This window comes from Pseudoxanthomonas sp. z9, from assembly GCF_006542425.1.
Lineage (GTDB): Bacteria > Pseudomonadota > Gammaproteobacteria > Xanthomonadales > Xanthomonadaceae > Pseudoxanthomonas_A.
Window position 1 is genome coordinate 410403 of the sequence record NZ_VFID01000003.1, and the last position, 20369, is coordinate 430771.

General features: G+C 67.8%; 25 protein-coding genes. 17 read left to right on the forward strand and 8 right to left on the reverse strand.

Annotated features, from left to right (window positions below):
- Positions 1-31 precede the first annotated feature (31 nt).
- On the reverse strand, positions 32-853 hold the full coding sequence (locus tag FG323_RS04290) for a glycine zipper 2TM domain-containing protein (protein ID WP_141453194.1): 822 nt from the start codon (positions 851-853) through the stop codon (positions 32-34).
- A gap of 173 nt (positions 854-1026) precedes the next feature.
- On the opposite strand from FG323_RS04290, the gene FG323_RS04295 reads away from it, so the two are divergent.
- On the forward strand, positions 1027-1260 hold the full coding sequence (locus tag FG323_RS04295) for a DUF6116 family protein (protein ID WP_141453195.1): 234 nt from the start codon (positions 1027-1029) through the stop codon (positions 1258-1260).
- Between the two features lies 1 nt (position 1261).
- Positions 1262-2029, forward strand: a complete 768-nt coding sequence (locus FG323_RS04300; protein WP_141453196.1) for a TatD family hydrolase — start codon at positions 1262-1264, stop codon at positions 2027-2029.
- 3 nt (positions 2030-2032) lie between these two features.
- Here the strand turns inward: FG323_RS04300 and FG323_RS04305 are convergent, their stop codons facing one another.
- Positions 2033-2833 (reverse strand): tRNA threonylcarbamoyladenosine dehydratase, encoded by an 801-nt coding sequence (locus FG323_RS04305; protein WP_141453197.1) that lies wholly within the window; start codon positions 2831-2833, stop codon positions 2033-2035.
- A 76-nt stretch (positions 2834-2909) separates the two neighbouring features.
- Here FG323_RS04305 and FG323_RS04310 point away from each other — a divergent pair, with 76 nt between their 5' ends.
- Positions 2910-3347: a cytochrome c gene (locus FG323_RS04310; protein ID WP_141453198.1), complete on the forward strand. Its 438-nt coding sequence runs from the start codon at positions 2910-2912 to the stop codon at positions 3345-3347.
- Between the two features lie 161 nt (positions 3348-3508).
- On the forward strand, positions 3509-3988 hold the full coding sequence (locus FG323_RS04315; protein ID WP_141453199.1) for a glycine zipper 2TM domain-containing protein: 480 nt from the start codon (positions 3509-3511) through the stop codon (positions 3986-3988).
- A 110-nt stretch (positions 3989-4098) separates the two neighbouring features.
- Here FG323_RS04315 and FG323_RS04320 read toward each other — a convergent pair whose 3' ends face one another.
- Positions 4099-4308, reverse strand: a complete 210-nt coding sequence (locus FG323_RS04320) for a cold-shock protein (RefSeq protein WP_141453200.1) — start codon at positions 4306-4308, stop codon at positions 4099-4101.
- A 234-nt stretch (positions 4309-4542) separates the two neighbouring features.
- Here FG323_RS04320 and FG323_RS04325 point away from each other — a divergent pair, with 234 nt between their 5' ends.
- From FG323_RS04325 to FG323_RS04340, 4 genes are all read left to right on the forward strand, one after another.
- Positions 4543-5028, forward strand: a complete 486-nt coding sequence (locus tag FG323_RS04325) for a DUF456 domain-containing protein (protein WP_141453201.1) — start codon at positions 4543-4545, stop codon at positions 5026-5028.
- 73 nt (positions 5029-5101) lie between these two features.
- On the forward strand, positions 5102-6280 hold the full coding sequence (locus FG323_RS04330; RefSeq protein WP_141453202.1) for a phospholipase A: 1179 nt from the start codon (positions 5102-5104) through the stop codon (positions 6278-6280).
- Complete coding sequence (gene arsC, locus FG323_RS04335) at positions 6280-6705, forward strand: arsenate reductase (glutaredoxin) (RefSeq protein ID WP_141453203.1); 426 nt, start codon at positions 6280-6282, stop codon at positions 6703-6705. The genes FG323_RS04330 and arsC overlap by 1 nt, the downstream gene beginning before the upstream one ends.
- 48 nt (positions 6706-6753) lie before the next feature.
- Entirely contained in the window at positions 6754-7863 is a 1110-nt protein-coding gene (locus tag FG323_RS04340) for a sterol desaturase family protein (RefSeq protein ID WP_141453204.1), read from the forward strand.
- Positions 7864-7906: 43 nt separating this feature from the next.
- Here the strand turns inward: FG323_RS04340 and FG323_RS04345 are convergent, their stop codons facing one another.
- Together FG323_RS04345 and FG323_RS04350 are read right to left on the reverse strand one after the other, a co-directional pair.
- Entirely contained in the window at positions 7907-8539 is a 633-nt protein-coding gene (locus FG323_RS04345; protein WP_141453205.1) for a glutathione S-transferase family protein, read from the reverse strand.
- 148 nt (positions 8540-8687) lie between these two features.
- Positions 8688-10205, reverse strand: a complete 1518-nt coding sequence (locus FG323_RS04350; RefSeq protein ID WP_141453206.1) for a fumarate hydratase — start codon at positions 10203-10205, stop codon at positions 8688-8690.
- 111 nt (positions 10206-10316) lie between these two features.
- Here FG323_RS04350 and FG323_RS04355 point away from each other — a divergent pair, with 111 nt between their 5' ends.
- From FG323_RS04355 to FG323_RS04380, 6 genes are all read left to right on the forward strand, one after another.
- A complete protein-coding gene (locus FG323_RS04355; RefSeq protein WP_141453207.1) occupies positions 10317-11213 on the forward strand; it encodes an RNA polymerase sigma-70 factor in 897 nt (298 codons plus the stop codon).
- Positions 11214-11249: 36 nt separating this feature from the next.
- Positions 11250-11696: a carboxymuconolactone decarboxylase family protein gene (locus FG323_RS04360; protein ID WP_141453208.1), complete on the forward strand. Its 447-nt coding sequence runs from the start codon at positions 11250-11252 to the stop codon at positions 11694-11696.
- Between the two features lie 81 nt (positions 11697-11777).
- A complete protein-coding gene (locus FG323_RS04365; RefSeq protein WP_141453209.1) occupies positions 11778-13673 on the forward strand; it encodes an ABC transporter ATP-binding protein in 1896 nt (631 codons plus the stop codon).
- Between the two features lie 24 nt (positions 13674-13697).
- A complete protein-coding gene (locus FG323_RS04370) occupies positions 13698-14897 on the forward strand; it encodes a PQQ-dependent sugar dehydrogenase (protein ID WP_141453210.1) in 1200 nt (399 codons plus the stop codon).
- The gene (locus FG323_RS04375) at positions 14894-15274 is read left to right on the forward strand and encodes a hypothetical protein (protein ID WP_141453211.1); all 381 of its coding nucleotides are present in this window, start codon (positions 14894-14896) and stop codon (positions 15272-15274) included. Before FG323_RS04370 ends, FG323_RS04375 begins: the two co-directional genes overlap by 4 nt.
- Positions 15271-15717, forward strand: a complete 447-nt coding sequence (locus FG323_RS04380; RefSeq protein ID WP_141453212.1) for a PaaI family thioesterase — start codon at positions 15271-15273, stop codon at positions 15715-15717. Before FG323_RS04375 ends, FG323_RS04380 begins: the two co-directional genes overlap by 4 nt.
- 160 nt (positions 15718-15877) lie before the next feature.
- Here the strand turns inward: FG323_RS04380 and FG323_RS04385 are convergent, their stop codons facing one another.
- Genes FG323_RS04385 through FG323_RS04395 form a run of 3 tightly spaced genes read right to left on the reverse strand, consistent with a single transcriptional unit; the run spans position 15878 to position 18401 of the window.
- Positions 15878-16432, reverse strand: a complete 555-nt coding sequence (locus FG323_RS04385) for a DUF488 domain-containing protein (protein WP_220094124.1) — start codon at positions 16430-16432, stop codon at positions 15878-15880.
- Positions 16425-17222 (reverse strand): amidohydrolase, encoded by a 798-nt coding sequence (locus tag FG323_RS04390; RefSeq protein WP_141453214.1) that lies wholly within the window; start codon positions 17220-17222, stop codon positions 16425-16427. Before FG323_RS04390 ends, FG323_RS04385 begins: the two co-directional genes overlap by 8 nt.
- Before the next feature lie 30 nt (positions 17223-17252).
- Entirely contained in the window at positions 17253-18401 is a 1149-nt protein-coding gene (locus FG323_RS04395; RefSeq protein WP_141453215.1) for a pyridoxal phosphate-dependent aminotransferase, read from the reverse strand.
- A gap of 68 nt (positions 18402-18469) precedes the next feature.
- On the opposite strand from FG323_RS04395, the gene FG323_RS04400 reads away from it, so the two are divergent.
- The 3 genes from FG323_RS04400 to ccmB all read left to right on the forward strand — a co-directional run bounded on the left by FG323_RS04400 (position 18470) and on the right by ccmB (position 20365).
- Complete coding sequence (locus tag FG323_RS04400) at positions 18470-18946, forward strand: DUF3293 domain-containing protein (RefSeq protein WP_141453216.1); 477 nt, start codon at positions 18470-18472, stop codon at positions 18944-18946.
- Positions 18947-19040: 94 nt separating this feature from the next.
- Complete coding sequence (ccmA, locus tag FG323_RS04405; protein ID WP_141453217.1) at positions 19041-19685, forward strand: heme ABC exporter ATP-binding protein CcmA; 645 nt, start codon at positions 19041-19043, stop codon at positions 19683-19685.
- Positions 19682-20365, forward strand: coding sequence for a heme exporter protein CcmB (ccmB, locus tag FG323_RS04410; protein ID WP_141453218.1), 684 nt, complete (start codon positions 19682-19684; stop codon positions 20363-20365). The genes ccmA and ccmB overlap by 4 nt, the downstream gene beginning before the upstream one ends.
- The last annotated feature ends 4 nt before the right edge of the window (positions 20366-20369 follow it).

Below are 20369 nucleotides of genomic sequence, written 5' to 3' on the forward strand. Positions count from 1 at the left end.
GGGGTGTTTCGTGGAAACGCCGGGACCGGGCTCAGCCCTTGGCGGGAGTCGCCACGGCGGCGGTCTGGGTGACCACCTTGCCATCGATCACCGGCAGGCGATCGCTATCCGGCTTCTGGTCCAGACGCACGGTGTTCTCCTGGCCATCGAGACGGTAGGTCACGTCATAGCCGACCACCTTGTCGCCGCTGCCCATCGGGATGCGGCTGCCCGGCTTCTTGTCCATCCGCATGGTGCCGGTGGTGCCATCCGGGTTGCGGTAGGTGACGTTGTAACCGGTCACCCGCGACGACTCGGAGCTGGCGGTTTCGGTATGGCACTGGCGCTCGGTGCGTTCGACCACGCGGCCACCGACGTGGCGCTTGTCGACCTGATTGCCAATCACACCGCCGGCCACCGCGCCGGCCACGGTCGCGGCCTTGCGGCCACTGCCCTTGCCGACCTGATTGCCGAGCAGGCCGCCGATGACCGCGCCGGCCACGGTGCCACCGGTGTTGCCGTCGCGTTCGGGCAAGCGCTCCTGCACCACGACGTCCTGGCACACCTCGTGTGGCGTGCTGGTGGTGGTGGTCTCGCGCACCGGCTCGGTGCCGATCACGGTCGCATACAGTTTCTCGCTCGTGGTCACCGGCTTGACGTTGAGCACGTCCGCGTACTGCAGGCTGTCGGCCGGAATGACGTTGTCGGTTGCCGCCGCGTCATCGGTGGCGAGAGCCGGATCAGCCAGCGGCGCGGTTTCGGCCGTCGGCGTGCCCGCAGTCTTGTCGCCGCTCTTCATGAAAGCGGCGGTCGCCACGCCGCCAACCAGCAGCGCGCCGGCAGCGACCAGAATCATGGTGGTGTTGTTCTTCATCGCAGCCTCCATTGCGGGCCTCGCCCGAGTCACATTACGGGCATCATTCCACCACTACGAACCTGAACCAAGCCCCGTTTCATGCAGACGAAATCGTACTTTTCGTGAACGGCGGCGCAGTCCCGCGCGACGTGCTAGCGTGTCGCCCCATCGACCCTGCGGAGACCCGCGCCGTGGCCAATCCCCTTCTGTTGCCCGTGCTGGAATGGGCCCGGAGACTGCGTTACCCCACCCTGTTCAAGATCACCGCGGGGCTGTTCGTCCTCAGCGTGCTGCTGCCGCCCGGCATCGATCCGATTCCGTTCCTGGACGAACTGGTGTTCGGCCTGGGCACGCTGCTGCTGGCGAACTGGAAGCGCCGCAAGGAGCCGGCGCCGCCGCTGGAACCGGGCCGGCCGTCGCGCTGACGTGCGGTTGATCGACAGTCACTGCCATCTCGACGCCGCCGAGTTCGATGCCGACCGGGACGCGGTGATTGCCCGCGCGCGCGAAGCCGGCGTCGTCCACCAGGTGATTCCGGCGGTCGAGGCCGCCGGCTGGCCCGCACTGCGTGCGCTTTGCCGAGATCAACCGGATCTGCACCCGGCCTACGGCCTGCATCCGATGTACCTGGCGCGGCACCGCGGGGAGCATCTGGACGAATTGCGCGCATGGCTCGCAAACGAACGGCCGGTCGCGGTCGGTGAATGCGGCCTGGATTACTTCGTCGAGGATCTGGATCCGGCGACACAGCGGCGCTACTTCGATGCGCAATTGCGGCTGGCGCGCGAATTCGACCTGCCGCTGATCATCCATGCGCGACGCGCGGTGGACGCGGTCATCGCGGCGGTGCGCCGCGTCGGCGGCCTGCGCGGCGTGGTGCACAGTTTTTCCGGCAGCCCGGAACAGGCACGCCAGTTGTGGAATGCCGGCTTCCTGATCGGCCTCGGCGGGCCGGTCACCTACGAACGCGCGCAACGCCTGCGCGGGCTGGTCACCTCGATGCCGCTGGAACACCTGCTGCTGGAAACCGACGCACCGGACCAGCCCGACGTGGCGATCCGCGGCCAGCGCAACGAACCGGCGCGGGTGTCGGTCATCTGCCGGACCATCGCGCAGTTGCGGGGCGAACCCGAGGAGGACATTGCCGCCGTCACCCGCGGCAATGCCGCGCGCCTGTTCGGATTGGCCGCCTGAGTTTCAGGCCGCCGGCTTCTTTTCCTTGAGCAGCAGTTCCAGCGCTTTGCCGACCATGGCGAAGGCGAACGCGCCGGTGATATGGGTCGCCGCACCCAGGCCGACGCCGCAGTCGAGCTTCAGCGCCGCATCCGCGCCCAGTTGCGGGCGCAGGCCGCACACGCTGCCGTCGGCCTGCGGATACCTGACGTTCTCCAGCGAATACACCGCGGTCACGCCGAAGTAGCGATCCCGGTTCTTCGGGAAATTGAACTCGCCGCGCAGCTTCTTGCGCACCAGCGCCAGCAGGGCATCGTGTTCGGTACGGGAGAGATCGCGAAGGCGGATCTGGGTGGGATCGGTGCGCCCGCCCGCCGATCCGGACACGATGATCGGCAGCTTGCGCCGCCGGCACCACGCGATCATCTCGACCTTGGTGCGGAAACTGTCACAGGCGTCCAGGACCAGATCGAAGCCGCGATCCAGCAGTTCCTCCAGGTTGCTGCCGGTCAGGAACGCCGGGATCACCTCGATTTCGACGTCCGGATTGATCGCGCGGCAGCGCTCGGCCATCGCCTCGGCCTTGTTGCGCCCGTACTGGCCCTCCAGCGCGGGCAACTGGCGGTTGGTGTTGGACACGCAGATGTCGTCCGCGTCGATCAGGGTCAGGTGGCCGATCCCGGAGCGCGCCAGCGCCTCCACCACCCACGAGCCCACGCCGCCCAGGCCGACCACCGCCACGCGCCGCTCGGCGTAGCGGTTGACCGCGCCCTGCCCGTACAGGCGGTCGATGCCGGCGAAACGATCCTTGAGGACTTTCTTCATCCGGCAATTGTAGACATGGCGCGGGGTGTGACGTGCGTCGTAACATGGCACGAACTTTTCCAGAGGAGCCCGCCGCATGGCCAGCCAGCCGACCGCCAAGTCGTCCAACGCTTCCCGCTACCTGTTCCTGTTCCTGATCGGCCTGGTGATCGGCGCGGTCGCCACGGTGATGGCGATGCGCGCGATCCAGGCGCGCCAGGATCCCTTCCCCGACAGCGTCATGCACGTGATGCAGAAGCACGCCGGCCTGCTGGGCGACAAGGTGGCGCAAAGCCGTTGCGCGGCCACGGACACGGTGCCGCACGTGCGGGCCCTGCGCACGATGGCCAACGATCTGGAACTGGCCCTGCCCGGCCTGGCCGAGGATCAGCGCTTCGTGACCCATGCCAGCGACTTCCGCGCCAAGCTCGACGCCAGCCTGGCCACCCCGCCGACCGACTGCACCGCGGCCAAGGCGCTGGCCGATCAGGTCAAGGAAAGCTGCAAGGGCTGCCACCAGGACTTCCGCGGCTGAATTGCGGCTGACGCCGCAAGCCCGCGATGACGGCCCGGAGCGGTGCAGTTGTCGTGGGGTTCACGCAGCTGGCGCGAGGATGCGTGCGACCGGGCCGCGTCGTCGCGTCACCCGGTGCGGATCGAATGTCCAAGACCGGACCACGTGAACCAGGAGGAGCCATGAATCTTCGTATGTTTGCCATCGGTGCCGTTGCCTCGCTGGCACTGGCCGGTTGCGCCACCAGTTCGCCCGGCTATGGCGGCGGCGGTTACAACAGCGGCGGTTATCGCCCGGCGCCTTCGAACAACTACTGCGCGGACTGCGGCATCGTCGAACGCATCGATGTCGTGTCCTCCGGACGCTCGGCGCCCAGCGCGACCGGCGCGGTCCTGGGTGGCATCGTCGGCGCCGTCGCCGGCCGCCAGATTTCCGAGCACACCGGCGGCAGCAAGGGCAACAAGAACATCGCCACCGTCGCGGGCGCCGCGGCCGGCGCGATGGCCGGCAACGCCATCCAGAACCGCACCACCGGCGATAGCTACAACATCACCGTGCGCATGGACGATGGCCGTCGCCTGACCTTCACCCAGCACGATCTCGGCGGCATCCGCGAGAACACCTACGTGCGGATCCAGAACGGCCGGGTGGTCCTGCGATAACGCTGTCCCGCGACGGGACGCATTCCTGCCGCGCAAAGAAAAAGCCCGACCTGAGTCGGGCCTTTTCTTCGTGTCCGGTCGTCACAACCGGCGCGAATCTTGGCGAGACCTTACAGCGGCTGCACGGCGTCGGCCTGCAAGCCCTTCTGGCCCTGCACGACGGTGAAGCTGACCTTCTGGCCTTCCTTCAGGCTCTTGAAGCCCTGGGTCTGGATGGCGCGGAAATGCACAAACACGTCTTCACCGTTCTCACGGCTGATAAAGCCGAAGCCCTTGGCATCGTTGAACCATTTCACGGTTCCGGTTTCACGGTCGGACATCTACTTGCTCCTTGGAACTCTGGGTGGTGGAAACGCCTCTCGGCGGCTGGTTGCAAGGAGGAAGCGAGGTACAACGATGTAGCGGATCATGGATCTACCGCATCTAGGCCACGATTCACGGTGACCTTGGCAAACACAGCGAGCGCACACTAACCCGCAATTTGTGAAAATGCAAACCGTCCACGGCCCCCCAAAACGGCGCCCAACCCGTTGATTGGACAAGGAGAATTTCGCTTGGACCTCACCACCCTGTACTACGTGCTGGCCGTCGTGCTCATCCTGGTCGGGCTGGCCGGGGTCATCCTGCCGGCGCTGCCCGGCCTGCCGCTGGTGTTCGCGGGCATGCTGCTGGCCGCCTGGGCCGGGGATTTCCAGCAGATCGGCTGGGTGCCTCTGATCCTTCTGGGCCTGCTGACGGCGCTGTCGGTCGCAGTGGATTTCTTTGCCACCGTGGTCGGTGCCAAGCGCGTCGGCGCCAGTGGCAAGGCCCTGCTCGGCGCGGCGGTCGGTACGTTCGCGGGTCTGTTCTTCGGCCCGATTGGTCTGTTTGCCGGACCATTCGTGGGCGCCCTGCTCGGCGAGTTGTGGCACAGCCGCGAGATCGGGCAGGCCACCAAGGTCGGCCTGGGCACGTGGCTCGGCATTGTCCTGGGCGTGGTACTGAAGCTGGGGCTGGCGTTCGCGATGCTCGGCCTGTTCCTGTTCGCCTGGGTGTTCTGATCCCGCCGGCCTCATCACTCCGCCATCGGGCACAATCGCCCGGCTTCTTCGTTTCCCTGACTGGTCCGATCGCATGACACCCCACTCCACCCGGCACCTGCTGCCGTCCCTGATCGCCATGACCCTGGCCACCGCCCCGGCCTTCGCCCAGGAACCACAGCCCGCCGTGGTGACACCCGAGGCGTGCCGGGCCATCGAAACCGATGCCTCCCGTCTGGCCTGCTACGACGCCGTGTTCGGACGCAGGCCATCGGATACCCGCGCCGCCGACGCCGAGGCCACCGCCGCCCGCAGCAGCCTGGATCAACAGCAGGCGCAGCAGGCCCAACAGGAATCGGAGGCGGGCGAGGCGAGCAGCGAACGCCGCGAACACCGTCGCCTCGGCGCCTGGTTCCGGACCGACGATCCGATGCTGCAGGAAGCCCTGGCCAACGCCGGCAAGGGTTCGCTGCTGGACAGCCGCTGGGAACTGGCCAAGGACTCCAAGCTGGGGGTCTTCCAGTTGCGCGGCTACAAGCCGCTGTACCTGATGCCGGTGTTCTGGACCAGCGACAAGAACGAGATGCCGCATTCGCCCAACCCGCGCAACACGGTGACCGAGCCGCAGGCGCTGGACAACACCGAGGCCAAGTTTCAGCTGAGCTTCAAGACCAAGTTCGCCGAGAACCTGTTCGGCGACAACGGCGACCTGTGGGGCGGCTATACCCAGAGCTCGCGCTGGCAGGTCTACAACGGCGAGGAATCGCGTCCCTTCCGCGAAACCAACTACGAGCCGGAAGTGATGCTGGTGTTCCGCAACAACTACAGCCTCGGCGGCTGGAAGGGCCGCATGGCCGGCGTGGGCATCAACCACCAGTCCAACGGCCGCAACGATCCGCTCTCGCGCAGCTGGAACCGGGTGATCTTCACGGTCGGCCTGGATCGCGAGAACTGGGCGCTGGTGCTGCGCCCCTGGTGGCGCGTGCCGGACGGCAACGACGACGACAATCCGGACATCGAGGATTACATCGGGCGCGGCGACGCCATGCTGACCTACAGCAAGGGCGGCCACGAATTCACGGTCCTCGCCCGCCATTCGTTGCGCACCGGCGACAAATCGCACGGCGCGCTGCAGCTGGACTGGGGCTTCCCGATCCACCGCAGCTTCCGCGGCCACATCCAGGCCTTCCACGGCTACGGGGAAAGCATGATCGACTACAACCACAAGGCCACCTACATCGGCCTGGGCATCTCCCTGCTGGAATGGTACTGATGAGCGACGTGACGATTTACCACAACCCCGCCTGCGGCACCTCGCGCAACGTGCTGGGCCTGATCCGCAATGCCGGCATCGAGCCGCGGGTGGTGGAATACCTGAAGACAGCGCCGGATCGTGAAACCCTGACCGCGCTGATTGCGCGGATGGGCGTGCCCGTGCGCGAGGTCGTGCGCGCCAAGGAGCCCATCCACGCCGAGCTCGGACTGGACAAGGCGGGCGTGGACGACGGCGCGCTGATCGAGGCGATGCTCGCCCACCCGGTCCTGATCAACCGCCCCATCGTGGTGACTCCGGATGCGGTGAAGCTATGCCGGCCCTCGGAGACGGTGCTGGACATCCTGCCACAGCCCCAGCGCGGCGCCTTCAGCAAGGAAGACGGCGAGCCGGTGGTGGACGCGGCCGGAAACCGCGTGGCCTGACGTACACTCGGCGGGTACGGATACCCGCTTCGTCCGGAAAGGAATCGCATGCCGCGCAAGCACCGCTCGTTCTTCGCCTACGCCTCCGCCCTGCTCGGCCTGCTGAGCCTGATGGCGGTGCTGTGTTTCCACTTCCCCGAACTGCTGACCAGCAAGGAATTCCGCGCGGTCTACAGCGAGCAGTTCGCCCGCCACCTGCTGCTGGTCGGACTGAGCGCGGCGTTCGTGCTCGGCACCCTGGCGATCCTGCGCGATCGCAACAAACGCATTGCCCTGATCGGCGTGGGCAGCGCGACCCTGGCCGTGCTGCTCGGCGGCACCAACGTGCAGTTCGACGCCATCGGCAAGACGCCCTACTCGCTGGGCCTGGACTGGTTCGTCATCTCGCTGTTCTTCTCCGCGCTGGTGTTCGTGCCGCTGGAACGCTACCTGGGCAAGCGCCGGATCTCGCCGCTGCGGCCGGGCTGGCGCACGGACGTGGCCTACTTCTTCATGAGCCACGTGCTGGTGCAGTTCATCCTGATCCTGGTCACCGCCTCGACCTCGACGATCGCGGGGCTGGCCGTGTTCCCGGCGCTGAAGGACGCGATCCAGTCGCTGCCCGTGTGGGCGCAGTTCCTGCTGGCGGTGTTCGTGGCGGATCTGGCCCAGGCGCTGCTGCATCGCGCCTACCACAACGTGCCCTGGCTCTGGCGTTTCCACGCCGTGCACCATTCCAGCCGGGAAATGGACTGGCTGGCCGGCTCGCGCATCCACTTCGTCGAGATCGTCATGACCCGCAGCGCGGTGCTGCTGCCGTTGCTGGTCCTCGGCTTTTCGGCACCGGCGGTGAACGCCTACGTGATCCTGGTCGGCCTGCAGGCGGTGCTGGCCCATGCCAACCTGGGCATCCGTTTCGGCTGGCTGGAGTACCTGCTGGTGCTGCCGCGCTACCACCATTGGCACCACGCCCGGCACAAGGACTACCTGGACGTGAACTACGCCATCCACCTGCCGCTGGTGGACATGCTGATGGGCACCTTCAAGCTGCCGCCGCGCCAAGAGGACTGGCCGGAGGAGTACGGGGTGATGAAGCTGGAAACGGTCCCGCGCGGCATCCTGCGCCAGCACCTGATGCCGTTCCAGGGCGGGCGCAAGTTCGACGAATACGTCGACTGAGCGAGGCGTCCCGGTTCGGCTTGGGCACCTCGCCCGGAACCGATCACGTCCAGTCGGTCAGCCCTTCGCGCGCATAGACTTCCTTGAACGCGGGGCGCGACTTCATGCGATCGGCGTAGGCCTTCAGCACCGGCCAAGTGTCGGACGGCTTCGGCATGTTGCGCGACCAGCGCATCAGCATGGTGGTCATGAAATCGACCACGGTGAGCTGATCGCCCACCATCCACGGACCATCGGCTTGCAGGTGATCGGCCACGCGCTGCCATGCGGCCTCGATGCGCTGGCGTGCGTGCGCGCGCACCGCCTCGACGTTCTCCGCACCGGCGATTTCGTCGGAGTAGAACCAGGCCCGATACGCCGGCAGCAGCGTGTTGGCCATGAACAGCATCCACTGGTAGTAACGCGCACGTTCCGGCGTTCCCGCCGGCGGCGCGAGATTCGCCTGCGGGTACCGATCCGCCAGGTGCAGCAGGATGGCCGCCGATTCGGTGATCACCTGCCCGTCCAGATCCAGCGCCGGCACCACGCCCGCCGGATTGACCTTCAGGTACCCGGGCGCCTTCTGGTCGCGCTTGTCGAAGTCCAGCAGATGCAGCGTGTGCGGGACGTCCAGCTCGATCAGCAGCCAATGCACCACCAGGCTGGCGGTGCTGGGGGAGTAGTACAGGGTGGTCATACGCGCTTGTCTCTCATTGGCGAGTGGCACTTCAACACACAGGAGGATCGAACGGCGCCAGCACCACTGCGATTCGCGAATGATCGCTGTGCCCGCGAACGAGTCCGTTGAAGTCAGCGTAGATGCGTGGAACTGGCATGCATTCTCCCTATGCCACCACCACCGGGATCTTGCCGATGCGCGCCTGCCACTCCTTCGGGCCGGTGTTGTGCACCGAGGTACCCTGCGAATCGACCGCGACGGTGACCGGCATGTCCTGCACCTCGAACTCGTAGATCGCTTCCATGCCCAGGTCGGCGAAACCGACCACGCGCGCGGCCTTGATCGCCTTGGACACCAGGTAGGCCGCGCCGCCGACCGCCATCAGGTAGGCCGACTGGTGCTTCTTGATCGCCTCGATGGCGGCCGGGCCGCGCTCGGCCTTGCCCACCATGCCGAGCAGGCCGGTCTGCGCCAACACCTGCTCGGTGAACTTGTCCATGCGGGTGGCGGTGGTCGGACCGGCCGGACCCACCACTTCGTCGCGCACCGGATCGACCGGGCCGACGTAGTAGATGAAGCGGCCCTTCAAATCCACTGGCAACGATTCGCCCTTGTTGAGCATGTCGACCATGCGCTTGTGCGCGGCGTCGCGGCCGGTCAGCAGCTTGCCGTTGAGCAGCAGCACCTCGCCGGGTTTCCAGCTGGCGACGTCCTCGCGGGTCAGCGTGTCGAGATCGACCCGGCGGCCCTTGGAGGCGTCGTAGGTCAGTTCCGGCCAATCCTCGAGCGAGGGCGGATCCAGCATCACCGGGCCGCTGCCATCGAGGGTGAAATGGGCGTGGCGGGTCGCCGCGCAGTTGGGAATCATCGCCACCGGCAGGTTGGCCGCGTGGGTCGGATAATCCTTGACCTTGATGTCCAGCACCGTGGTCAGGCCGCCCAGTCCCTGCGCGCCGATACCCAGCGCATTGACCTTCTCGTACAACTCCAGGCGCAGTTCCTCGGCGCGGTTGGAAGCGCCGCGGGCCTGCAGGTCGGTGATATCGATCGGCTCCATCAGCGCTTCCTTGGCCAGCAGCATCGCCTTCTCGGCGGTGCCACCGATACCGATGCCGAGCATGCCCGGCGGGCACCAGCCCGCGCCCATGGTCGGCACGGTCTTGAGCACCCAGTCGACGATGGAGTCGGACGGGTTGAGCATCGCGAATTTCGACTTCGCCTCCGAGCCACCGCCCTTGGCCGCCACGATGACCTCGACGGTGTCGCCCGGCACGACCTTGACGTTGACCACGCCCGGCGTGTTGTCCTTCGTATTGGTGCGCTTGCCGGCCGGATCCGCCAGCACCGAGGCGCGCAGCTTGTTGTCCGGATGGTTGTAGGCACGGCGCACGCCCTCATGGACCATGTCCTCCACGCCCATCGTGGCGTCGTCCCAGCGCACGTCCATGCCGATTTCCAGGAACACGGTGACGATGCCGGTGTCCTGGCAGATCGGGCGGTGGCCTTCGGCGCACATGCGCGAGTTGATCAGGATCTGGGCGATGGCGTCCTTGGCCGCCGGCGACTCTTCGCGCTCGTAGGCGGCGGCGAGGTTCCGGATGTAGTCGACCGGGTGGTAGTAGCTGATGTACTGCAGCCCGTCGGCGATGGACTGGATGAGGTCTTCTTGCTTGATCGAGGTCATGTAGCCTGGAGCCGGGGCTGCCGGTGGGTAGCGGGCGGAGCCTGCCATTTTAGGCCAAAGTGGCGGCCCGGCCGGTTGTCACGCCTTGCCGCCCTGCCCCGTCCTGGCCCCATGAACGCCGAAACCACCTTCCAGAGCCATCGTTCCCGCCTGTTTTCGCTCGCCTACCGGCTGCTGGGAAGCCGCAGCGACGCCGAGGACGTGGTCCAGGACACCTGGCTGCGCTGGCGCCAGGCCGACACCGCGGCCATCCGCGATCCGGAGGCCTGGCTGGTGACCGCCGCCAGCCGGCTGGGCATCGACCGCCTGCGTGCCGCCAAGCTCCAGCGCGAACGCTACCCCGGCCCCTGGCTGCCGGAACCGGCCGAAATCGACGACCGTCCCGGCCCCGAACACGGCGCCGAGCTGGCCGAACAGGTCTCGCTCGCATTCCTGGCCGTGCTGGAACGGCTGGGACCGGAGGAACGCGCGGCCTTCCTGCTGAAGGAAGCCTTCGACTACGACTACACCCATATCGCCGAACTGATTGGCCACAGCGAGGCCAACTGCCGCCAGATGGTGCACCGCGCCCGCGAACGGTTGCAGGCGGCGCGGCCGCGTTTCGATGTCGCGCCGGAGCGCCACCGGCGCCTGCTGGAACGGTTCATGCACGCCGCGCGCGTGGGCAACCGGGAGGCCATCACCGCGCTGCTGCACGAGGACGCGCGGCTGGTATCCGACGGCGGCGGCAAGGCCACCGCGGCGATCCGCCCGCTGCATGGCAACGAACGCATCGCCCGCCTGTTCTGGGCCGCCTACCGGCGCCCGCAGCCGGATACGGAATGGCGCATGGGCCACGTCAACGGCGAACCGGCGGTGCTGCGCTACCGCGCTGGCCGGCTGGTGTCGGCGATGGTGGCGATCAGCGATGGCGAACGCATCGCCGAACTGCTGACCGTCATGAATCCGGACAAGCTTCCAGCCCACGGAAGTGTCACGCCCGCGAACAGGCCACCGTCCTTGGGGTGAAGCGCGACATTCCGTCCGCGCATTCCGGAAACACCGATGTCGCTCCCCCGCGTCGATTACACCTCCCTCGCCAGCGAAACCTACAAGGGGCTGCTGAAGGTCAGCCACGGCCTGCAGCGTGGTTCGCTGGACGCCGTCCTGGTGGCCCTGGTCAAGCAGCGCGCCTCGCAGATCAACGGCTGCACCTTCTGCCTCGACATGCATGGCAAGACCTTGCGCGAAGCCGGCGTCGATCCGCGCAAGCTCGACACCCTTGCCGCGTGGCATGAAAGCCCGTTCTACGATCCGCGCGAACGCGCCGCGCTGGCCTGGACCGACGCCCTGACCCGGGTCGGCGAGACGCACGCGCCGGACGAGGTATACGCCGGCCTGCTGCCGCACTTCGACGAAACCCAGATCGCCGAACTGACTTTCGTCATCGCCATCATCAACGCCTGGAACCGGATGGGTGTCGGACTGCGTTCGCCGCTTCCGGCGACCTGAACACCCGCCAGCCAATCCAAGCGACGTGGCCGCGCGGCCACGTCGTTTCCCGCGGGCCGGGCCGAGCAGGCACAATGCGCCATGGCTTCCGCCCCCGTTCCCCCCGCCGCCGCCGGCACCAAGCCCCGGCGCGGTGAAAAGTCCGGTCCCAGCCTGCGCGATCGCTTCAACGCGATGCGCAACCTGCCGCCTTTCCTGAAGCAGATCTGGGCGACCAGCCCCGGCCTGACCCTCGCCAGCCTCGGCCTGCGCCTGATCCGCGCGCTGTTGCCGGTCGCCACGCTGTACGTGGGCAAGCTGATCATCGACGAGGCGATCCGCCTGGTCGGCCTGGGCCTGCCGCAAGCCGGCCTGGCCGAGCTCTGGCACGGTGGCCAGCTCGACACGTTGCTCGGCCTGCTGGCGCTGGAATTCGGCCTGGCGATCCTGTCCGATCTGCTGGGCCGGTTCGTCAGTTATGCCGATGCGCTGCTGTCGGAACTGTTCACCAACGCCACCAGCATCCGCCTGATGGAACACGCGGCGCGGCTGGACCTGGAGGACTTCGAGGATCCGGACCTGCAGGACAAGCTGGATCGCGCGCGCCGCCAGACCATGGGGCGGATGAACCTGATGAGCCAGTTGTTCGGTCAGGCACAGGACGCAATCACCGTGATCAGCTTCGCCGCCGGCCTGCTGGTGTACGCGCCCTGGCTGATCCTGTTGCTGATCGTGGCGCTGGTACCCGCCTTCGTCGGCGAGGCGCATTTCAACGCGCTGGGCTATTCGCTCAACTTCCAGTGGACACCGGAACGGCGGCAACTGGAATACATCCGCCAGACCGGCGCCAGCGTGGAAACGGCCAAGGAGGTGAAGATCTTCAACCTCCATCGCTTCCTGATCGACCGTTACCGGCAACTGGCCGAAGGCTTCTACCGCGCCAACCGTGCGCTGGCCCGGCGCCGCGCGTTGTGGGGCACGCTGCTGGCCGGCCTGGGCACGCTGGGCTACTACGTCGCCTATGCCTACATCGCTTGGCGCACCGTGCGCGGCGATTTCAGCATCGGCGACCTGACCTTCCTGGCCGGCAGTTTCCTGCGCCTGCGCCAGTTGCTGGAAGGCTTGCTGATCGGTTTCTCGCAGGTCGCCGGGCAGGCGCTGTACCTGGACGATCTGTTCTCGTTCTTCGAAATCCGCCCGGAGATCGTCTCACCGCCCGGCGCGGCTCCGGTGCCGCGTCCGATCCGCGACGGTTTCCGTTTCGAGAATGTCGGCTTCCGCTATCCCGGCGCCGAACGCTGGGCGGTACGCGGGCTGGACTTCCGGTTGCGCGCCGGCGAGGTGCTGGCGCTGGTCGGCGAGAACGGCGCGGGCAAGACCACCCTGGTCAAGCTGCTGGCGCGGCTGTACGACCCCGACGAGGGTCGTATCCTGCTGGACGGGCGCGACCTGCGCGAATACGACGTCGACGACTTGCGCGCCAGCATCGGCGTCATCTTCCAGGACTTCGTGCGCTACCACCTGACCGCGGGCGAGAACATCGGCGTGGGCCAGGTCGACGCCATGGACGACGACGCGCGCATCCGCGAGTCCGCGCGCCGCTCGATGGCCGACGAGGTGATCGCCTCGTTGCCGAACGGCTACGACCAGTTGATCGGCCGCCGCTTCAAGACCGGCGTGGACCTGTCCGGTGGACAGTGGCAGAAAATCGCCATCGCCCGCGCCTACATGCGCGACGCGCAGGTGATGATCCTGGATGAACCGACCGCCGCGCTGGACGCGCGCGCGGAGTTCGAGGTCTTCCAGCGCTTCAAGGAGCTGTCCAGCGAGCGCACCGCGGTGCTGATCTCGCACCGCTTCTCCAGCGTGCGCATGGCCGACCGCATCCTCGTGCTCAATGAAGGCCGGCTCGAGGCCAGCGGCACCCACGATCAGCTCATGGCCGAAGGCGGCCGCTATGCGGAACTGTTCGAACTGCAGGCCGCCGGTTACCGTTGACCCCAACCCCCAGGGAGATTTCCGATGCCCCATCGTTCCGCCCTCGCGCTTGCCCTGTTCGCCGTCACCGCGTTGTCCGCCTGCCAGGCACGCGACGGCGATTCCCAGGCACCCACTGCCGCGAAGCCCGCGCCCGAGCAACCGCCCGCCGCGCGTACCCTGTCCAGCGCGCTGGGCAGCATCCAGGTCCGCGTGATCGCGCAGGGGCTGGATCATCCCTGGGGCCTGGCGCTGCTGCCGGAAGGCGGCTTCCTGGTCACCGAGCGTTCCGGCCAACTGCGCCGGGTTGGCGCCGATGGCGCCATCTCCGCGCCGCTGGCGGGCGTGCCGAAGGTGTTCGCCGAAGGCCAGGGGGGCCTGCTGGACGTCGTCCTCGCGCCGGATTTCGCCACCCGCCAGCGCATTTACCTGAGCTACGCCGAACCGGGTGACAACGGCACCGCCGGCACCGCGGTGGCCACCGCCACGCTGGGCGCCGATGCGCTGACGGAGGTGAAGGTCATCTACCGGCAGGAACCGAAGCTGGACGGTCCCAACCACTTCGGCTCGCGGCTGGCCTTCGACGGCCAGGGCCATGTGTTCATCAGCCAGGGCGAGCGCAATCATCGGCCCACCTCGCAGGAACTGGGCAAGCTGCAGGGCAAGCTGGTCCGGCTGAACCTGGACGGCAGCGTGCCGCAGGACAATCCCTTCGTCGGCAAGGCCGATGCCCGTCCGGAGATCTGGAGCTACGGCCACCGCAACATGCAGGGCCTGGCCATCGACCCGCGCACCGGCAAGCTGTGGGAATCCGAACACGGTCCGCGCGGCGGCGACGAGATCAACCTGCCGCAACCCGGCCGCAACTACGGCTGGCCGGTCATCACCCACGGCATCAACTACTCCGGCCTGCCGATTCCGGAAGCGCAGGGCCGCGAGAAAGCCGGCATGGAACAGCCCTATCACGTGTGGGAGAAGTCGCCGGGCCTCAGCGGCATGGCGTTCTACGCCGGCCATGCCGGATCGCCCTGGAACGACAGCCTGTTCCTCGGCTCGCTGGCCGAGCGCAACCTGATCCGCCTGAGCCTGAAGGGCGATGCGATCGTGTCGGAGGAACGCCTGCTCAACGAAATCGGCGAGCGCGTGCGCGACGTGCGGGTCGGTCCGGACGGTAGCGTCTACGTGCTGACCGACGAGAACGACGGCAAGCTGCTGCGGCTCACGCCGCCGGAGGCCACGCCATGATCCGTGCCGGCCTATTGCTCGCCCTTGCCCTGCTGCCGTTCGCCGGACCCGCGCAGACACCGCAGGGTTTCGCCGATGCCAAGGCGCAGGCGGATCGCGACGAGGCCTCGCTGGATCCGGTGAAGCGCGCGGCCTTCCAGCAGGCGCAGTCGCGGCAACTGGAAACCAGCGTCGCCAACTGCGCCGATCCGCGCCACGACACCGCCGCGTTCGTGATCCTCGTCGAGGTGGACGCGCGCGGCCGCATCGTCCGTACCTGGCGCCAGGGCGATACCGCGCTGGCGGTCTGCGTGGAGAAGGAACTCAATGGGCGCTTCCTGGAACCGCCGCCGCGTGCGCCGTTCCTGGCCGCGTTCGAACTGAGCTTCACCCCATGAGCGCGGCCGACATCAATGCGTTGTTGCGCGCGCGGCTGCCGGCGGGCGCGCCGTTGCAGATTCCGCCACCCTGCCTGCTGGACATGCAGGGCGAGGTGGTCGAGTACATTGAAGGCGAATCGCTGCGCATGCGCTTTCCGGTCCTGGCGCGCTACCAGAATCCGATCGGCCACATGCAGGGCGGCTTCATCGTCGCCGCGCTCGACAACACCCTGGGCCCGTTCTCCTACCTGATCGCCCCGCCCAGCGCGACCACCTCGCTCAATACCCAGTACCTGCGCCCGGTGACGCCGGATGTGTCGCACATCGTCTGCACCGCGCGGCTGATCGAACGCACCCGCGGCCAGCTGCACCTGGCCGGCGAAGCACGCGGCCCCGACGGCAAGGTGCTGGCGCTTTGCCAGGCGGTGTGCCAGATCCTGCCGGAGCGTCCGGCGCGCTGATGCGTTGAGTTCCCATGTGGGAGCGACGTAAGTCGCGACCGGATGGCCGGTCACGCGGAAACGCCAACGTGATTCGTCGTGACAGGTGACAGGACCGAAAGAGTGCGCCCCGTGGACGTCCCATCGCGACTCACGTCGCTCCCACAACTGCCGATGAAGATCAGAACAACTCGCCCTGCGGTGGCACCGGGAGGGAGTAGTCCAGGCGGCCGTCCACCAGGCGCGCGGCGCGGGTCAGCGGGTGGATTTCGTGCCGCCCATCATCGAGCAGGTGCAAGACCTCCCAGCCGTCGGCGGTGAACGCGTCGGCGATCAGGCCGCGATGGCAGTTGCGCCAGTCCGCCTCGGCGCACAGGAACGCCGTGGGGCGCCGTGCTGCGACTTCGGCCAGCGCGGCGCGGGCATCGATGAACATCGGCGTCTGCATGTAGTCCGCGTAGCCGCGGAAGCCGGGTTGCCGCCAGGCGGTATTGCTCGAATCAGGTCGCGGTTCGCGGCGTCCGCCCAGCGAAGGCATCGGCAGGTAATCGACATCCAGCTCCGACAGGCCACGCATCAGCGCGGCACCGGCGAACTGCGGATACCGTTGCGAAGCCGCGTAGCGGCGCACGTCGGCCACGACCTCGATACCCGCGCCGGCGAGTATCGCCACGAAGGCATGCCAGTCGCGGCTGGAATGCCCGATCGTCCAGATGCGGGGTGGTGCTTCAGGCAAGCTCGAAGCGGTCCGCATCGAGCATCGCCGGGAAGCGCTCGCGGTGCGCCGCCAGCGCCTCGGCCGAAATGGTCGTGGTGGTGACGCCCTCGCCCGGCCCCAGTTCCACCAGGGGCTGGCCGAGGAAATCGATCGCCGCGCTGTCGCCGGAATAATCAAGATTGTTGCCGTCGGTGCCGGCACGGTTGACCGCGGCGACGAAACACAGGTTCTCGATGGCGCGCGCGCGCAGGAGCGTGCGCCAGGCATGGGCACGCGCGGCCGGCCAGTTGGCGACGAAGATCTGCAGGTCGAAATCCAGCTGCCTCGGTCGCTCCACATCGTAACGATTGCGGCAGAACACCGGGAAACGCAGGTCGTAGCAGACCTGCGGATTGATCCGCCAGCCCTTCCATTCCACGGTGAGGCGCTCGCGGCCGGCGGCGTAGCGTTTGTGTTCGTTGGCGTAACGGAACAGGTGGCGCTTGTCGTAGCTGTGCAGAACGCCGTCGGGCGTGGCCCACAGCAGGCGGTTGAACACGCCCTCGTCGGTGCGCAACTGCACGCTGCCGGTCACCGCCGCGTCGAGTTTGCGGGCCTGCTCGCGGATCCAGGCAACGGTTTCACCGTCCATGCCTTCGGCGCGGTCGATGGCATCGTTGCTGAAGCCGCTGGTGAAGGTCTCCGGCAGGATCACCAGATCCGTCTGGCCCGCCAGCGGCGCGATCAGGTCGCCGTAATACGCGCGGTTGCCGGCCGGGTCATGCCAGCGGGTGATGCCCTGGACGAGGGAGAGGCGCAGGTCCTGCATGTCGGTCTGGATCCGTCGGGTGATGGAAAACTACAGCTTCTTCAGGCGTTCAATGGCCGCGTCCAGCGTGGCCGCGTTCTTGGCGAAGCACAGGCGCGCCAGACGCTGATCCGCCGGCGCGTTCTCGTAGAACGGCGACAGCGGAATCGCGGTGACGCCATGTTCGATGGTCAGCCAGCGCACGAACTCGGTGTCCGGCAGATCGCTGACCGCCGAGTAGTCCACCAACTGGAAGTAGCCGCCCGGCACCGGCAACGGCTTCAGCCGGGTTTCCAGCAACTGCGCGCGGAAGCGATCGCGCTTTTCCTGGTAGAACGCGCCCAGCTGTTCGTAGTGTTCCGGTTCGTCGCGGATCATCGCCGCGAACGCGTGCTGGGCCGGCGCGAAGGTGCAGAACACGTTGTACTGGTGGACCTTGCGGAACTCGGCGCTCAGCGCGGGGGGTGCGATGGCGTAGCCGATTTTCCAGCCGGTGCAGTGGTAGGTCTTGCCGAAGCTGGACACCACGAAGGCGCGCTCGGCCAGTTCCGGATAGCGCAGCACCGACTCATGCCGGCGGCCGTCGAACACGATGTGCTCGTAGACCTCGTCGGAGATCAGGAAGATGCCGGTATCGCGCAGGATCTCGGCCAGTGCCGTCATGTCCGTTTCGTCCAGCATCGCGCCGGAAGGATTGTGCGGGCTGTTGATGATCAGCAGTCGCGTGCGCGAGGTGATCGCGGCGCGGATCTTGTCCCAGTCCACCGCGAAGCTGCGCGGATCCAGCGCGACGTGGACCGCGCGCGCGCCGGCCAGTTCGATCGCCGGCTCGTAGCTGTCGTAGGCCGGATCCAGCACGATCACTTCCTCGCCCGGGCGTACCACCGCATGGATGGCATTGAACAGCGCCTCGGTGGCGCCACTGGTGACGGTGATTTCGGTATCCGGATTGACCTGGCGGCCATAGCAGCGCAGCACCTTTCCGGCGATTGCCTGGCGCAGTGGCGCCACGCCGGTCATCGGCGCGTACTGGTTGTGGCCCTCGCGCATGGCGCGGTCCAGTTCGTCGACCAGCCGTTGCGGCACCGCGAAGTCGGGGAAACCCTGTCCCAGGTTGACCGCGCCGTGCTCGGCGGCCAGTTGCGACATCACGGTGAAGATGGTGGTGCCCACCTTGGGCAGCTTGGTTTCGAGAGGCATCCGCCGGTCCGGTCTCACAGGGGGACTGCGGAGTGTACGCAATGAAGGCGTCCGGCGATGATGGGGCCATGAACGGATACAGCGTTCCCGATCCGGAAAAATGCCGGCTGGCGCGCGCCTGGTGCGCGGCCCGGTACGAGGTGCTGCTGGACGATCGCGCCTGGCCGCTGCGGATCGGCGAGCCGGCCGCGGCGCTGGAGGCGCGCCTGCCGGCCTGCGACTACCTGTGGATCACGGCCTGGAACCCGCCCCTGGCCACGCGCACGGACGAGGACAACCGCGCGGCCGACCGGCGCCTGCAGGCCCGCCTGCGCGAGGCCGGGCATGTCCATGTGCCGGCCCGGGCCGGTGACGACCGCGGCGGCTGGCTCGAGCCCGGCTGGCTGGTGCTGGATCTGGCGCGCGAGGACGCCGATGCGCTCGCGCGCGCCTTTTCCCAGGGCGGCATCCTGCACTGGCGGCAAGGGCAACCGGTCCGGCTGAGGCTGATGTGGACGCGGCCAGGTGATGCGCCGGATCTTGCGGCGGTGGAATGGGCCGGCTGAGCGCCAGCCGCGCAACGAGCGCCACGCGGAGGCTCGCATACAATAGCCGGCTGATTGCCGCCCGAGACCCGCCTTCTTCGAAGGCTTCCGCCTGATGATCGATTCCGTTCCGAACCCTCCGCCGCTGCTGGCCGCCCACGGCCTCGCCTTCTCGCGCAACGACGAACCGGTGTTCGGCCCGCTGGACTTCGCGGTGGATGCCGGTGAAGCGCTGCTCGTGCAGGGCGGCAATGGTGCCGGCAAGACCACCCTGCTGCGCGTGCTGGCCGGGCTGCTGCGCGCCGATCGCGGCGACATCACCATCGACGGACGCGCGGCCAACGCCACCCAGCGCTCGCGGGCGATTGCCTACCTGGGCCACTTGCCCGCGCTGAAGGCGGATCTGGACACGCTGGAGAACCTCAACTTCCTGTGCGGGCTGCATGGTCGCCGCGCCCGCCAGATGCCCGGCAACGCACTGGCGATGGTCGGCCTGGCCGGCTACGAGGACGCGCTGGCGCGGCAGCTCTCCGCCGGCCAGAAGAAACGCCTCTCGCTGGCGCGCCTGTGGCTGTCGCCGGCGCCGCTGTGGCTGCTCGACGAGCCCTACGCCAATCTCGACCTGGAGGGCATCAACCTGGTCAACCGGATGATCTCCGCGCACCTGCGCAGCGGCGGCGCCGCGCTGGTCACCACCCATGGCGCCTACGCCGCCCCTCCGGTGCAGACCCGGATGCTGATGCTGGGAGGCGCGGCATGAGCACGCCCGGCCTGTTCGCGTCGGCTTCGGCGCTGGTCGTGCGCGACCTGCGGCTGATGTGGCGCCGTCGTGGCGATGCGCTGCAACCGGCGCTGTTCGCCCTGCTGGTGGTGGTGGTGTTCGCACTCGGACTGGGCGGCGAGCCGGACGCGCTCGGCAAGGTGGCCTCGGCGGTGATCTGGGTGGCGGTGCTGCTGGCCGGCCTGCTGTCGCTGGACACGCTGTTCCGCGGCGACGCCGAGGACGGTTCGCTGGAACAGTGGATCCTCGCGCCGGTGCCGCTGGCCTGGCTGGTCGCGGTGCGCGTGCTGACCCACTGGGCGACCACCGCGCTGCCGCTGATCATCGTGACCCCGCTGCTGGGCGAACTGCTGCACCTGCCGCGCCCGCAACTGCCCGCCCTGCTCGCCTCGCTCGCGCTTGGCACGCCGTTGCTGAGCCTGCTCGGCGCCGTGGTCGCCGCGTTGACGGTCGGCATGCGACGCTCCGGAATCCTGGTCGCGTTGCTGGCGCTGCCGCTTTACGTGCCGATCCTGGTGTTCGGCGCAGGCAGCGTCGCCGCCAGCGCGCAGGGCCTGGACGGCAGTGGCGCGTTGCTGCTGCTCGGCGCCGGGCTGGTCCTGGCACTGGTATTGGCGCCATTGACCGCCGCCGCCGCGATCCGCATCGCCCTCAACTGATTCC